The 14,728-nt window shown below is 71.6% G+C and carries 11 protein-coding genes and 1 pseudogene; 8 read left to right on the plus strand and 4 right to left on the minus strand.

Going from position 1 to position 14,728, the window contains the following annotated elements:
* Nucleotides 1-154: 154 nt before the first annotated feature.
* The 6 genes and pseudogenes from ACFRAR_RS28450 (at nucleotide 155) to ACFRAR_RS28475 (ending at nucleotide 5,779) form a co-directional block, all read left to right on the plus strand.
* Nucleotides 155-583, plus strand: coding sequence for a peptidase M23 (locus ACFRAR_RS28450; protein ID WP_380701236.1), 429 nt, complete (start codon nucleotides 155-157; stop codon nucleotides 581-583).
* Nucleotides 584-807: 224 nt separating this feature from the next.
* Nucleotides 808-1,704 carry a hypothetical protein gene (locus ACFRAR_RS28455; RefSeq protein ID WP_380701237.1) on the plus strand — a complete coding sequence of 299 codons (897 nt, stop codon included), beginning with the start codon at nucleotides 808-810 and terminating at the stop codon, nucleotides 1,702-1,704.
* 136 nt (nucleotides 1,705-1,840) lie between these two features.
* Entirely contained in the window at nucleotides 1,841-2,554 is a 714-nt protein-coding gene (locus ACFRAR_RS28460; protein ID WP_380701239.1) for a hypothetical protein, read from the plus strand.
* A gap of 179 nt (nucleotides 2,555-2,733) precedes the next feature.
* A complete protein-coding gene (locus tag ACFRAR_RS28465; RefSeq protein ID WP_380701241.1) occupies nucleotides 2,734-3,297 on the plus strand; it encodes a hypothetical protein in 564 nt (187 codons plus the stop codon).
* Between the two features lie 267 nt (nucleotides 3,298-3,564).
* Nucleotides 3,565-4,714 (plus strand): annotated as a pseudogene (locus ACFRAR_RS28470) (IS110 family transposase).
* A gap of 690 nt (nucleotides 4,715-5,404) precedes the next feature.
* Complete coding sequence (locus ACFRAR_RS28475) at nucleotides 5,405-5,779, plus strand: transposase (protein WP_380701243.1); 375 nt, start codon at nucleotides 5,405-5,407, stop codon at nucleotides 5,777-5,779.
* Between the two features lie 421 nt (nucleotides 5,780-6,200).
* On the opposite strand, the gene ACFRAR_RS28480 is transcribed toward ACFRAR_RS28475, so the two are convergent.
* The 3 genes from ACFRAR_RS28480 to ACFRAR_RS28490 all read right to left on the minus strand — a co-directional run bounded on the left by ACFRAR_RS28480 (nucleotide 6,201) and on the right by ACFRAR_RS28490 (nucleotide 8,445).
* Entirely contained in the window at nucleotides 6,201-6,638 is a 438-nt protein-coding gene (locus ACFRAR_RS28480) for an ATP-binding protein (protein ID WP_380701245.1), read from the minus strand.
* A 152-nt stretch (nucleotides 6,639-6,790) separates the two neighbouring features.
* The gene (locus tag ACFRAR_RS28485) at nucleotides 6,791-7,591 is read right to left on the minus strand and encodes a DUF7002 family protein (protein ID WP_380701247.1); all 801 of its coding nucleotides are present in this window, start codon (nucleotides 7,589-7,591) and stop codon (nucleotides 6,791-6,793) included.
* Between the two features lie 44 nt (nucleotides 7,592-7,635).
* Complete coding sequence (locus tag ACFRAR_RS28490; RefSeq protein WP_380701249.1) at nucleotides 7,636-8,445, minus strand: hypothetical protein; 810 nt, start codon at nucleotides 8,443-8,445, stop codon at nucleotides 7,636-7,638.
* A gap of 793 nt (nucleotides 8,446-9,238) precedes the next feature.
* On the opposite strand from ACFRAR_RS28490, the gene ACFRAR_RS28495 reads away from it, so the two are divergent.
* The gene (locus ACFRAR_RS28495; RefSeq protein WP_380701251.1) at nucleotides 9,239-9,988 is read left to right on the plus strand and encodes a hypothetical protein; all 750 of its coding nucleotides are present in this window, start codon (nucleotides 9,239-9,241) and stop codon (nucleotides 9,986-9,988) included.
* A gap of 812 nt (nucleotides 9,989-10,800) precedes the next feature.
* On the opposite strand, the gene ACFRAR_RS28500 is transcribed toward ACFRAR_RS28495, so the two are convergent.
* Nucleotides 10,801-11,580, minus strand: coding sequence for an ATP-binding protein (locus ACFRAR_RS28500; RefSeq protein WP_380701253.1), 780 nt, complete (start codon nucleotides 11,578-11,580; stop codon nucleotides 10,801-10,803).
* Between the two features lie 421 nt (nucleotides 11,581-12,001).
* Here ACFRAR_RS28500 and ACFRAR_RS28505 point away from each other — a divergent pair, with 421 nt between their 5' ends.
* A complete protein-coding gene (locus tag ACFRAR_RS28505; RefSeq protein ID WP_380701255.1) occupies nucleotides 12,002-14,113 on the plus strand; it encodes an NACHT domain-containing protein in 2,112 nt (703 codons plus the stop codon).
* Nucleotides 14,114-14,728 lie beyond the last annotated feature (615 nt).

Below are 14,728 nucleotides of genomic sequence, written 5' to 3' on the forward strand. Positions count from 1 at the left end.
CCGTGACACGGCCGTTCTGCGGGCCCCCGTTGCGAAGCGAACCCCCAGGACAAGACCCAAAGGCCCACAGCACCACCGAAACGGACATGGCATCGACACGCAGTCGGGCCGGGACCTTCCCGGCCCGGGATGTCCAGACACCAGGAGGAAGAACGTGAAGACACGACGCATCCTCAGCACTCTGCTGCTGGCGGGGACGGTGGCCACCGCGACGCTGGCGGTGACGCCCGCCGCGCAGGCCGCCCCGAACAACGGCAACTGCCGCGGCGCCAGGGCCTTCTGCTTCTGGTACAACAGCAACCAGTCCGGCTCGGTGGCCGGCTGGGACCTGCTCACCGGCTTCAAGGGCTTCGAAGACCTCGCCTACGCCGGCGCGTTCCAGGGCCCCGGCAACGGACAGGGCGTCGCGGTGAAGAACAACGCGGCCTCCGCCACCTACCAGTTCCCCGGCAACTGCTACGGCTACGTCAGGGTGTACTACAACAGCGGCTGGAGCGGGCCCTCGGACGACGTTCCGGCCTGCGGCAACATCAACCTGGTGCGGACGAAGAACGAAAACGCCTCGTTCTACGTCTACGGCTGACCCAGCAGGACACGGCCGGGGGGGGCGCCCCCCCGGCCGGCCCCGCCGCCCCGCGACACCACGGCCCCCGCACCCCGCCGGGGCCCGTCAACGGGGCCTTTCCCGGCCGGTGCGGCCGGTCGACGCGGGCCCGGGGCGCCCCCCCCCCCCGGGCCCCCCGGCGGGCGGGGCCCCCCCCCCCCGGGGCGGCCCCGCCCGACCGGAGACACGAGGCCCTCGACACCATGGACACACCACGGCTCACCGCCCCGCTCGCGGCCGTCGCCACCTGCCTTCTGCTGCTCGCCTCCTGCTCCACGAACAGCGGGACCGCCACCGGCACCGCACCGACCTCTACCAGGGGAACGCCATCCGGCCCGGCAGGCACCTCCGCCGACGGCACCAAGACCGCGCCCGACCCCGCCGACGATCCCACCGTCATCTCCCTGCCCCTGGACCCGTACTTCCTCCCACCCGCCGACAACGCCCGGCTGCACACCGCCCTGGACCGACTGGTCGCCGGCTGCCTGCGGAGCGCCGGAGTCCGCCCACCCGCCCCGGCCAACGCCCCGACCCCCGTGCTGGGCCGGTACGAACGGCGCTACGGAATCACCAGTGCCGCCGGGGCCCGCACCACCGGATACCACCTGCCCGCCCACCCGGACCCGACACAGGTACCGCTCTCCCCTGACCAGCTGAACGCGCTCACCGGCCCGCAGGGCTGCCAGGAATCCGCTGCACGCCGGATCACCGGCACCACCAGCTACCCCGGAGACGCCTACCTGGTCCGGTCAGTCAACCAGGAGTCCTTCGACCAATCGACGAAGACCCCGGAGGTCGTGGCCGCCGTCGCCGCGTGGTCCCGGTGCATGAAGCAGGCCGGCCACGACTACGCGACACCGCTGCGGACCGGCACCTGGCCCTCCGAACAACCCACCGACGAAGAGCGGACGACCGCGATCACCGACGTCGCCTGCAAACAACAGACCCAGCTCGTCCGGATCTGGAACGAAGCCGAGGCCGCCATCCAACGCACCCTGATCCAGCAGAACACCACCGCGTTCGACAACGTCCTGGCCGAACGCCGCCGCATGCTCAGCGAAGCGGACAGCGTCCTCGCCCGGCCCGAACCCGGACCGTAGCCCCACGGCCACCGCCCGCGAGCTTGAACCTCCTCCGGCGGACACCAGCACCCAGCCGGTCACCTACACCGTCCGCTTCCAGCGGGTCCTCGGCAGGCACTGGCAGGACACCGCGGCCGGGCTCACAGGCGAGGAGGTGACGGCCACCGTCGCACGGGCCCGCCGTGAAGGCCACCCGGTCTACCAGCTCCTGGACGGCACCGTACGGATCGGCCAGGCCACCTACACCCCGGTGCCGGCTGCGCCGGTGGAGCTGCACCCGGACCACCGCGGCGAGTTCCCTGTGCCGGGCGGCCTCAGCGACTGGTGGGTCCACGAGGTGAGCAGCGACCGCGGACACACCTGGCAGCGGCTGGAGGGCACCCTCCTGCTCCACGAGAATCGGGCGAAGAGGCTCTTCGTCGGGGCCGCCGAGTTCGGCCAGCCCCTGACGTACGACCCACCCGCCGGGCAGGCCACCGGCACGCTGATCGACAACGAGCCCGGCTCGCCGATGGACCGGTTCACGCGCCTCGTGCCCTACCTCCCCGACCCCATGCAGGTCCCGAACTGGCGGCTGACCGTCGCCCCGTACGGCCACCGCGCTCGACAAGCCGGTCTGGCAGTGGCTGTCCAACCAGCGCCGTCCCGGAGTGCTGGACGGACGGCCGGACCGGGTGGAGGCTGGAGGAGATCGACCCGAACTGGAACCCGACGTGGCCGCTGGAATGGCAGCGCCACTACGCCGCCGTCGCCGAGTGCCTCCAGGGCGGGGCGCGACCAGCGGACCTGCTGTGAGATACGGGCAGGAGGACACCAGCCGCCGACGGCGCCACCGTCGAACAGCGCGTGCTGCGCGCCTGCCACCTGACGCCCTGACGTCCTGGCAGCCTGCCCATGGCCCGCGGGAGTTGCGCAGGCCACCGGCAGGCGGGCGCCGGAGCCCAGCTCGAACCAGCCTCTTGGGCCGGTCGCACGGGCCGTCAGGTCCCTGTGGTGTACTGCGTGCCTCACCCGAACACCGTGCACCATCCCCGGAGCCACCTCTCAATGAACGTCACCTGCCCGACCTGCGCCGCGGCGGACGAGACCGTCGCCGTGCGCGAAGCCCTGCTGGACTCCGAGCGGGCCCTCGACCCGCCGACGCGGGAGCTGCTGTCGATGCCGTCCGAGCCCAGGAGCGCCTCCGGGTGCGCGATCGCCCTCTTCGTCCTGACCGGGCTCTTCGGCGTGGTGGGCCTGAGTGCGCTGCGTTCCGACGACGACGGCGGCGGCAGTTCCGACGCCGCGTACCAGTTCGGCCACCGCTACGGCCTGCTCCTCGTGGCCGCGGTTCTGCTGGGCATCGGACTCCTCGTCCATGCCCGCCACCGAAGCCGTCAACGTGCCGCGACGGCCCAGTGGCCGCGAACCTACGAGCAGTGGCAGCGGCTTCACCAGGTGTGGCGGCAGACCAGGCTGTGCCGACGCTGCCACGTCGCCTTCCTCCCCGCCGCGGCGCTCCGCCCCGACTCCGCCGCCTCCGCCGCGATACCCGTGGCACAGTTCCCGCAGTGGACGACGGCCCTCGCGCGTCAGGACGAGCACCCCGGCGCCCCGGTCACGTCGGACTGACCGCTGCCCCGTTACCTTCTTCGTGGCCCTGAAACGGGGCTCCTGGCCTCCGGGCCCGGCATGACTGTTGCCCCCTGTCGAAGGTATGACCTGGGGGGTGGTGTCACCGGGCCCGGAGCACCGTGTGACCGCTGATGAGAGGCCTGACCGACACCCGGCCGAGCGCAATGCCCGGCCGCTGACGGGTGCCGGGTCTGCGTAACGTGGATGCGCGCGAACGGTGCCGACGGGCGAGGCCAGGACGATGAACGACCTTCGGGGGGTTCGGTGTTCGACACCAGTGACATCGCGGTCTTCCTCGGCCTGGACGTCGGCAAGGGCGACCACCACGGCCACGGCCTGACCGCCGCCGGACAAGCTCACCGCCAAGTTCGGCCGCGTCCTGGTCATCGTCGACCAGCCCGCCTCGATCGGCGCCCTGCCCCTGGCGGTGGCCCGCGACGCCGGCTGCGAGGTCGCCTACCTGCCCGGCCTGGCCATGCGCCGCATCGCCGACCTCTACCCCGGCGAAGCCAAGACCGACGCCCGCGACGCCCGCGTCATCGCGGACGCCGCCCGCACCATGCCCCACACCCTGCGTGCCCTCGAACTCGCCGACGAGACCGCAGCCCAGCTCACCGTCCTGACCGGCTTCGACCAGGACCTCGCCGCCGAGGCCACCCGCACCAGCAACCGCCTGCGCGGCCTGCTCACCCAGTTCCACCCCTCCCTGGAGCGCGTCCTGGGCCCGCGCCTGGACCACCCCGCCGTCACCCACCTGCTTCAACAGCACGGCTCCCCGGCCGCCCTGCGCAAGGCCGGCCGACGTAGACTCGTGACTCTGATACGACCCAAGGCCCCCCGCATGGCCGAACGCCTGGTCGACGAGGTCTTCGACGCGCTCGACGAGCAGACCGTCGTCGTCCCGGGCACCACCACCCTGGACGTCGTGGTGCCCTCCCTGGCCCGCTCGCTCGCCACCGTCCACGAACAGCGACGCGCCGTCGAGGCCCAGATCGGCGAACTGCTGGAGGCCCACCCTCTTTCCACGGTCCTGACCTCGATGCCCGGAGTCGGGGTCAGGACCGCCGCCACCCTGCTCGTCACCGTCGGCGACGGCACCGGCTTCCCCACCGCCGCCCACCTGGCCTCCTACGCCGGCCTGGCGCCGACGACGAAGTCCTCCGGGTCCTCCATCCACGGCGAACACGCCCCAAGGACCGGCAATCGGCTCCTGAAACGGGCCATGTTCCTCTCCGCCTTCGCCGCCCTCCACGACCCCGCCTCCCGGACCTACTACGACCGGCAACGAGACCGCGGCAAGACCCACACCCAGGCCCTCCTCCGCCTCGCCCGCCAACGCATCAGCGTCCTGTTCGCCATGCTCCGCGACGGCACCCTCTACGAGACCCGCACCCCCGAATCCGCACCGGCATGACCCACGCAGCCTTGACGAAGGACATAGAGGCACCCCCCCCGGCGCTCCGGCATCGGCATCGGCATCGGCATCGGCAGTCTCCGGCACACCCGGCAGGACTGCAAGGCTCCCGAACCAGAGGCCCTCCACGAGAACGCCGCGCCGCCGGCCTCAGGCCGTGCAGGTCGCGGACCGCTGGCACCTGTGGCACAACCTCAGCGAGGCCGCTGAGCGAAACGTCGCCCGGCACCGCCGCTGTCTTCAGGCCCTGACGCCGGAAGCACCCGAGCCCGAGGCAGCTACCGCCCCGGCCGAGGAGACGGCCAGCTCACCACGGCCGACCGGTCACCGCTTCGCCGACCGTATCCGGACTCGGCACGCCAGCGTCCACGCGCTCTTGGAGGCCGGCCACAGCAGACGCTCGATCCAACGCCAGCTGGGCATGACCTACGGAACGGTCAAGCGCCTCGCCGACGCCACGCGCCCCGAAGAGCTCTTCACCGGCCAATGGCAGAACCGACCCTCCAAGCTCGACGAGTACAAGCCGTACCTGGACAACCGCTGGACCGAGGGATGCACCAACACCTGGAAACCATGGGAGGAGATCGTGCCGCTCGGCTATCGGGGCAGCTACCAGACGGTTCGCGCCTACATCTACCGGAACACACGTCACCACGACCCGTCACCGCGCGGCCACCCTCACCTCGGACGGTGGCAGGCTGGATCCTCAGCCGACCCGAATCCCTGGCCCAGTCCGAGCAACTGCAGCTCAAGACCGTCCTGGCCAAGTGCCCCGAACTGGACGCCCCTACCCGACACGTCCGCTCCTTCGCGGCCATGCTCACCCAGCGCCACGGCGAGCGCCTACCTGAGTGGCTCAACGCCGTCCGGCAGGACGACCTACCCAGCCTTCACACCCTCGCCGCCGGCATCGACCGCGACCGAGACGCCGTCATCGCCGGCCTCACCCTGCCCTGGAACTCCGGCGTCGTCGAAGGACACGTCAACCGGACCAAGATGCTCAAACGTCAGATGCTCGGCCGAGCAGGATTCCAACTCCTGTGCAAACGCGCGCTGCTGGCGTGAACGCACGACACGCGAGGCACCCGGGGCCGGGACCCAGCGGGACCTACTCAGGACGCCGATCGCGCGTCACGCGTGCGGCTACCGCCTGCACCGCCTCTTACTCCCGCTGGTTCGGCCCGCAAGGGGCCTCGGGCGCCCCGGCGGCGCCTGTTGAAGCGACCGGCCGAGTCTCCCACACCCGCTGTCGGCAGGACCAGACCAGTCAGAACACTGTCGTCGCATGCACACCGGCACCACAGTGACTTACCGTCACCAGACCACGGAAGTTGAGTCAGAACCACAACTCACCTATAGAGCCAAGCGGGCGATCGTCGTGGTGAGGTTCTTGTCGCCTCCGCTTCGGCGAGCTCGTTCACCAGCGCGGTCGCAGTCGTGTAGCGCACGCTCATGCCGGCCTCGGCGATCGCGGTGCCGATACCGGTCAGCAGGTGCGACTGCCGGTGCCGGAGTCGCCGATCATCACCAGCGGCCGGCCCTCGCGCAGCCAGGTCGGGCTCTTGCGGGAAGAGACGGTCTCCGGCGAGCCACTCGGGTTCGCGTCGTAGTCGAAGTCCTCCAGGCACTTCTGCCTGGGGAACCTGGCTGCGGCGCCAAGGCGCTGGCGGCGGCGGACGTCGCGATCCGCGCACTCAACCTGGAGCAGGTCGAGCAGGAACTGCTTGTAGGTGTACTTCTCCCGGCGGGCGGCTTGGGCCAGTTCCTCGAAGCGGTCGCGGATGGTGGGCAGCCGCAGGGTCTTGCAGGCTTCGTCGATCAGCGCGTCCTCTGGGTCGACGTCCGGACGGTGCATCCGACCGGGCGTCTCGCTGCCGGTCAGCTCGTGGAGCCGGCCCGTGCCGCTGGCGTTGGTGAGGGTCACGCCGTTCCTTCCTCGGTGGCCCGGCGCTTGAGCAGCCGGTCGTACTTCGACAGTGACGGCAGCGTTCGCGTGCTGCTGGCCACGGCAGCGCGGGCGGTCTCGCCCAGCTGCCCGAGACCGCTGCTCCTGTCTCGGACGATGCGCCCGTCGTGTCACCGCTGGTGAAGGACCCCCGTACAGTGGCCGCCCTGCCAGCGCTCCACGCGGACCGCAAGCCGCGCGGCGTCGGGAACAGCGTGGTCCACGGTCAGCTCGACCACGGCGTTGGTGCGGGACCGGCGTTCCTTGCGCCAGCTGTCGTACGGGTAGTCGTCGATATCGCGGAAGAGGTCACGCCCGCGCACCGGAGAGTTGGCCCGCGCCATGCTGCCGCTGTTGTACGGGGACAGCTGCACCCTCGCGGCGTGCCGCTCCAGGAGTTCGGCCGTGTCGAAGCAGAGCACCAGCTGGGGGTGGTCCCGATAGGCCTTGGCGCCGAGCAGCGTGTCGAGGCGGGCGCGGGTGAGCCAGAAGAAGACCCGGCCGTTGAGGAGGTCGAGGAACTCCTGCAGTGTGGTCCCGAGCGCGAGGCGGTCGAGACGTTGCAGGGGCTTTTGGTCGCGGACCGCTGCACGGCCGAGGGCCGGGTCGTCGAGGACGAACCCGGCGCGGCGCCTGCTCTGGAGGATGGCAGCACGGTCGGCCGGGGATGGGTCGTAGAGGTCGACGAGCGCTGTGGTGCTCAGCAAGCCGTGTTCCTGGATCGAGGGCCACGTGCCGTCCTGGGCCATGTGGAACAGAATCGGGTGCTCGTCTATCAGGCGGGCGCGGTCCACCCAGCGAAGGTAGCAGTGGAGAAGGCGCAGCGTCCCGGCCGTGCCCGGCCACCCCCTCCGGACGGCGGCCAGGACAACCGGCTCCTGGCGGTCACCGGCACCGGCAGCTGCCACCACCCGTGTCTTGTGGCAGATCATCTTGACCGTTTGTCAAACGATCTTGACTGTCGGCGCGGGCTTGCTCACCAATTGGCGCTGACTTGGTCAGCGACCGAGAAGCCGGTCTCGCAGTCGGGGCAGGTCGCGTGGCCAAAGACGTGGGTCAACGCGTGTGCGACCGCGCGCTGCCCGTCAGCGAGTGCGAGGTCATGGAGTCGTCGGCCGATACCGTCCAGGTCTGTGGGAGCCGCCGGGTGCAGGGCTCTCGTCTCGATGTCACCGTCCGCGACCGCATAGTCGTCGCTGGTCGAGAAGAAGCCGCGTTCGCCGAGGACGATGAACAAACTCGCCTCGCAGCCCGGGCATGAGACCTCGTACTCCTCGTTCCCAACGCCCCAGGCCAGGTCTTCACTCCAGCCCACGACACCTTCGAAGCCCAGCATGGCTTCCATGAGATGGATGTACTCGGCGCGGTCCGAAGCGGTCCGACGGTACTGCTCCACAGTCCTCAGCAGTATCGCGATCTCCGCCGCATGCTCTGATCGGACGTCGCCGGCCCCGTGCCACTGACCGGCGCCGGCCACGATCGCGCCCGCCAGGACCAGGGCATTGACCGCCTGTTCCCGGTTCCCGCTCTCAGCCGTGCCGGCCAGCCAAGGCAGTGCCGCGAAGCTGGCCGAGTAGACGCTGCCTTGATGGCACAGGGCTGACCACAGGTCGTTCCAGACCTCGGCGTTCGGCTCTGCTGCGATCCGGTCCAGCAGGTCTGGTATGTCCCCGGCTGCACCGTAGGCATGGCTGAGTTGCGACCAATCCGTCATGCGGAAATCCAACCAGGCGGATGCGCTGGTTGCGGAGGCGGGACGGCGCTCGCCGGCCGTGACGACATCCATCGATTGCTTCCGCCGCCACAAGTCAAGATCAAGTGGCAGATACCTACCGTCCGTCAAGATCATTTGACACGGGACAACCCGAACAGCAGCCCTCCCCGGCACCCTGTCGCACCCAGACCACACGCAGGGATCAGGGGCATTCGCCCACATCACATCACGCGGCAGCACCCCACACGACAGCACCCACCCGCCACCAGGACAGCCTCGGGACGATCTCCCGGACCATCACCGGAACAGCCCCGAGGCGGCCTGACGGCCACCCAGCCGACCGACGAGGGACGCGGCGGGCAGGCACGGCCCGGACGGTGTCGGCGACAGACGGCGGCGCACAGCGAGGCCGACCGGAAAGGCGGCGCCGCACCGCCCGGAGCGCGACGGCGGCCCGGCAGGCGGGGCGCAGTCCGACCGGAACGAGCACGGAAGCCCCGGGACGGCGCGGGCCAGGGCGGCGCCCTGGTGGAGGGTGCGGATGCGGGCGGGGCGGGCACCGCCGCCCAGAACGCCGGTCGCCACACGGCCTGGACGGTTACCCGGTCCCCGCGCAGCCGGCGCTCCGAACGCAAAGGCCCGGCCGACGGCATGCCGGGCGAGGAGGGCCAGGAGCCGAGCGTCGACGGTGGCCAGGACGCGGCAGGACGGGACGGCCAGCCGGGTGCTCAACAGGCACCGGAGCGCAGCGGGCGGAGCCAGGGTTCGGACAGCGGCGGAGGGCGGGGCGGGGCCGGTCGGGCGGACGGCAGGTGCGACATGTTCGTCTGGGTCCTGCCGGGGCCGGGGTCGGTAGGCTGGCGGAATGGCTGGGGTGCTGGGGTTCGATGCGCTGCTGACGTCGCTGATGGACCATCGGGTGGTCGACGTCGCCGCGCTCTCGGTGGCGGGCGCCGAGCCGGGGGAGCTACGGGCCGTACTCGACGGGCAGGCGCCGACCGGACGCCTGCTCAGGGGTCTCGGCCCGGTGCTCGGCCTGCACGCCGCCGACCTGTTCGTCCTCGCCGGGCAGTCGGTGCCTGACGACCTGACACCGATCACCCGCAACCCGCACTGGTCGGTCGGTTCCGTCGTCTACGACACGATGGTCATGCCCGGCGAGAACCGGCGGGTGCTGCTGGACGCGATCCGGGCGCAACCTCTGGTGTCGCGGGAGGGGCGTGGCGGGGTCGACCGGCCGTACCACCGGTACGGGCCGGGTTTCGGCGCGGTGCTCCTGAAGCTCACGCACAGTCGCAACCTCAGCTGGACGTGCACGGCCAGGGCCCTGTACGCGGTCACTGACGGACGGATCTACCTGTCGCCGTCGACCATCGGCGGGGTGGGCCGCGGCACTGTCGAAGCGGTTCCCGAGCTGGTGGTCGGCTTCGCGGGCGTGCTCGGTATCCCCGCCCCCGACCTGGCCGCGCTCGGAGGCATCCGTCTGCCGGACAATCTGCCGCCGCTCCACCCCCGGGCCGCGGACGTGGCCGCCGTCATCTGGCAGACCCGGCGCCTGACCACCGCCCAGCTCCAGGACATCGAACTCGTCTCCCGCCACCTCGTAGGCCGCTGACCGCCGCCCCACGGCTGTGGGAAACGCCCCGGACGGCGGGTCGTGCGGAGCGGACCCGGACGGCGCCACCAGAACCCGGCAGCGGGACGGCCAGACCGGGCGCGGCGGGACGACAGCCAAGACGGCGACGGCGGGGCGCAGCAGGCGTCGACCGGCCGGAGCGGGAACACGGTCTGGACGCTTCGGGGGACAGTTCGCGGTGGGACGGCGGCGGGCGCTTCCTCGGCGAGGTCGCCCCCCCGGACCGGCCCCGCAGCCGTCTTCCTCACCAGGACAGCCTCCACGGCACTCTGACGGCCACCCGGCCACCCGGCCAGGACGATGGCGGCCAACGGCCCGGGACACCAGCGCAGCACCACCCAGAGCAGGAGGTCGGCCCAGCACGTACCGCCCGGCCGGGACGACGACGCAGCACCGGCCCGGGGAGCGGAACGGCGGCCAGGACACACGGCGACCCGGCGCAGCAAGGCCGGCACGGGCACGGCCCTGCCGCCGGGCCGGGCCGCCGTCCGGCCCAGACGGTGGCGGCCGGGGACGGCGCCCCGGGCCAGGGCGCGCAGCGGAGCGGGGCACCAGCCCGGACGGCGGAACCGAAGGCGAACGCCGGGGATGGTCAGCGTTCTGCCCGTTGTCAGCACACCTTCGGGTGGTTACGAGCAGCGGTTCCCGAAGATGGTGGGGCTCGGTACGTACGGTTCCGACTGGCGGAAGTGTCAAGGGACAGTGGGATCTCCCCGGTAGAGGAAAGTTGATCTCCCCGCTGGTGAACGGTGAAAGTCCCCAGTGGACAGTTGATCTCCCCGGGGGTGGGGTCAGTCGAGGGGGACGACGCCTCGTCCGGTGGTTGCCTCGGTGAGGCGGTGACTGTCACCTTGGGTGACGACGACATGGGCGTGGTGCAGGAGCCGGTCGACGGTCGCGGTGGCGAGGGTCTTCGGCATGATCTCGTTGAATCCCGACGGGTGAAGGTTGCTGCTGACCGCCAGACTGCGGCGCTCGTAGGCGGCATCGACCAGGCGGTAGAAGCCTTCGGCGGCGTCGGGCGAGACGGGCAGGAGTCCGATTTCGTCGACGATGATCAGGTCGGTGCGGGTGATCCGGGTGATCGCCTTGGAGACGGAGTCGTCGACGCGGTGGCGGCGGACAGGGCGCCGAGGTCCTCGATGGTGAACCACGCGACGGTCATCCCGGCGTCGACGGCGGCCTGCCCGAGTGCCTCGGCGGTGGCTCTTGCCCGTGCCCGACGGGCCAACCACACAAAGGTTCTCGCGCCGTCCGACCCATTCCAGGGTCCGCAGTGCGGACTGGGTCGGGACGGGGATCGAGGAGGCTTCCTCGTTCCAGATGTGGAAGGTCTTGAGGTCGACGACCGGCGGGCCGGAACCGGGGCGGCGGGTGGGGCCCCGGTGCCGGGCGACGGTCGGTGCAGAGCCGGGCGGTGTGCGGGTGGCCGGACGGGGGCCTGGCTGTCGGGCCCTGGGGGTCTCCGGCTCGGGCCCGGGACCGGCCGGTGCGCGAGCGGGCGGCAGTGCAGCGGGCAGCGGCCGGTCGTCGTCGGGGTCCAGATACTCATCCCACTCGTCATCGCCCATGCCCTGGTCAACGACCGAGACGGCGAACGGCGACAGCAGCCGAGACGGCGAGGGCGGCGAAGGGCCCCGACGGCGTGGCGTGTCGGGGTCGACGTGGCGGGTGAGGTCGCGGACGGCCTGGCGGTCGCCGTCGGTGAGCGTGTGGAGGCCGGGGCGGTCGTACGGCTCCGTGATCCTTAACGGCGGATGAAGGACGGGTCCTGTGGTCGCCCACCGCAAGCCGACTGTTCTAACGTTGCGTCATGTCAGCTTGTTCAAAGGCCAGTTGCGCCTACTTGTCATACCGGCGCCGTGTCCTGTCCGCCACGGGGAACGGGGGCCCGCAGTGAGGCCGGGGCCCGGGTGGCGGGAGCACCGCCGCGGGTGGCTGTGGCTCACGTGGGGCGGCGCGGCACTCCTGGCGGCCAGTGTGGTGTTCACGGTGCTGAAACTCGCCGAGGGCGGGCACGGCGAGAAGCTCTCGCCCGGGGACAAGGTCGCCCTGCTGGGCCTGCCGGTGGCAACAGCCAGCCTGCTGGTCGGCCTGCTCGCGCTGCGCCGCCCGGAGGAACAGGACACCACCGCCCTGTCACGCGGCTGGGCCGGCAGACTGGCCAAGCAGGTCGCCACGGCCGAGGAGCCGCAATGGCGCCGGCTGCTCGGCGCCGACACCGAGCGCATCAACCTCACCTTCACGCTCCGCGCCGCGCCGTCCCGCGCGGCCGACGCCCCCGACGCCGGGCGGCTGTTCGACGGCACACCGACCGTCCCGGACGTCGCCGCCTACTACCGGCGCACCCGCCCCCACCGCCTCGTCGTCACCGGCGCCGCCGGCTCCGGCAAGACCGTCCTCGCCCTGGAACTGATCCTCGCCCTCCTCGCAGACCGCGGCGAGGACTACCCCGTCCCGGTGCGCCTGTCACTGGCCTCCTGGGACACCCGGACGCCGCTGTCCGACCTGCTCGCCCGGCGTCTCGTCGAGGCCTACGGCTGGCCCTCCGACAAAGCCGCCGAACTCGTCCACCACCGCCGGGTGCTCCCCGTCCTGGACGGCCTGGACGAGATGGACCCCACCCTCCCCGACGGCACCCCGGATCCGGAAGCCCCCCGGGCACTGAAGGCGCTGCGCGCCCTGAACACCTACCAGGAGGGGCGGGAGGCCGGGCCACTGGTGCTGACCTGCCGCACCGCCCACTACGACGCCCTCACCGCGCGCGCCCGTCTGATCGACGCCGCCCGCATCGAGATCGACGCCGTCCCCGCGGCCGACGCCCACACCTACCTCCTGCAGCGCACCGAGACCCCCGACCGGTGGCTCCCCGTCCTCGACACCCTGCGCGACGACCCCACCTGCCCCCTGGCCACCACCCTGTCCACCCCCTGGCGCCTGTGCCTGGCCGCCACCGTCTACGCCCACGACGGTGACCCCGCCGACCTCCTGCAACACACCACCCCCCACAACCTCGACAAGCACCTCCTCCCCCGCTTCATCCCGGCCAGCACCACCCTCCACCCCGGCCCCTACAGCGCCACCGACACCCACCGCTGGCTCGCCCACCTCGCCAGACACCTCGCCACCCACCCCACCACCGGCACCCCCGCCGGACCCGGCACCGACCTCACCCTCCACCAACTCTGGCCGATGGCCGGCACCAACCTGGTCCGCTGGACCGACGCCGTCCTGACCACACTCGTGATGCTGAGCCCGACCGTGCTGAGCCCGTACGGCGAAAGCATCCTGTACTTCATCTTCAGTGACCTCTTGTCGTGCGCGATGGTATTGGCGCTGACGGTTTTCCTCACCGTGCGCTCCCGGACCGACCGGCCCGCCGGTACGGACCTGACGGCCCTGCGGACGCCGGCCGGACGCCGCCACATCCGCAGAGCCCTCCTGACCGGCCTACTGGTGGGCGCCGGTGGCGCGGCCGTGATCGCGGCTGCGATCTGGGCGTTGAGCGGGGCTCCGACCGAGCGGGCCGTACTCGAAGACGCCGCTGACGCAGCCGCCGCCTTCATCCTCTTCTTTGCGTCCGCCGGGGCCGCAGTGGGGCTGACGCGGGGAATCGCGGCGGCGCTCAGAGTGCAGCCGGCCGCTGCCGTCACTCCCCGCCGCGTCATCCGCGGAGAACTCGTTCTCGGCGCGGCGCTGGCCCTGGTGGCCGCGCTCGCGGTCATGATCGGGTTCTTCCTGGAAATCACCGTCCGGTACTACATCGCCAACTACATCTCCCATTCCGTGTCACAGGGTGACGAGACCACCGGGATCGCCAGAACGGTGGGGAACGTCCTCTACATCGGATCGACCGCAGGGCTCGGGGCGTGGCTCAGCAGAAGCGGCGCCCGGCGGTACCTGGTCTTCATCCTGTGCTCCCGCGGCCGGCTGCCCCGCAGGCTCGGTGTGTTCCTGGACCACTGCTGCGACACCGGACTGATGCGCGTGTCCGGATCCTCCTACCAGTTCCGCCACCGCGAACTCCAGCACTGGCTCGCCGCCCACCCGAACCCCACGACCCACAACACCGACCCGCTCGCCACCCCGGCACACCACGCCTGACCGGCCAGGCCCACACCCCAACGCCGGTCCAGGCCCAACCCTGACACACCCCCCGGACGGTGCCGCGCCCGGGCGGACCACAAGGACCGCCCACAGGCTTCAGCGTGAAGCCACGGCCGCTCGCAGCCAGGCCCGCAGTCCGTCCGGACGAACCGGCCGCGTCCCCGGCCACCGGCAGCCCGGGCACACCGGCGTCCGCCTACGCCCCGCCGGTGTCGGCCACCTCCCGGGCACGAGCCGACGACGCGCCGCTGGAGCCCGGCCTGATCGGTGAGGTCGTCGCCGAGCCGCGCGAGCGGCCGGACGTGCCGGTCACCCAGCGGGAGAGCGGGCCGGGCCCGGACGGCTACCCGGCCAGGCACGGCGGGAACTGGCAGCCCGAGGACACGCCCTGGCCCGGCAACGCACCACCGAACCCGCACCGCTCGCCCTACGGACGGCACCCGGCTACCACACCGACCTTCTCCGCACCAAGTCAAGGCGGGAGTGATTGGAGGAGATGGCGAAGGCCGGGGCGAAGCTTGGGTTCTAACGGTCCTCGCAACACCCGCGATCTGTGGGAGTTGCGAGGACCGTGGGCGTTAGGCGTGATGATCTTGCTGAGTTGCGGGAGCG

Source organism: Kitasatospora sp. NPDC056651, from assembly GCF_042792155.1.
Taxonomy (GTDB): Bacteria; Actinomycetota; Actinomycetes; order Streptomycetales; family Streptomycetaceae; genus Kitasatospora.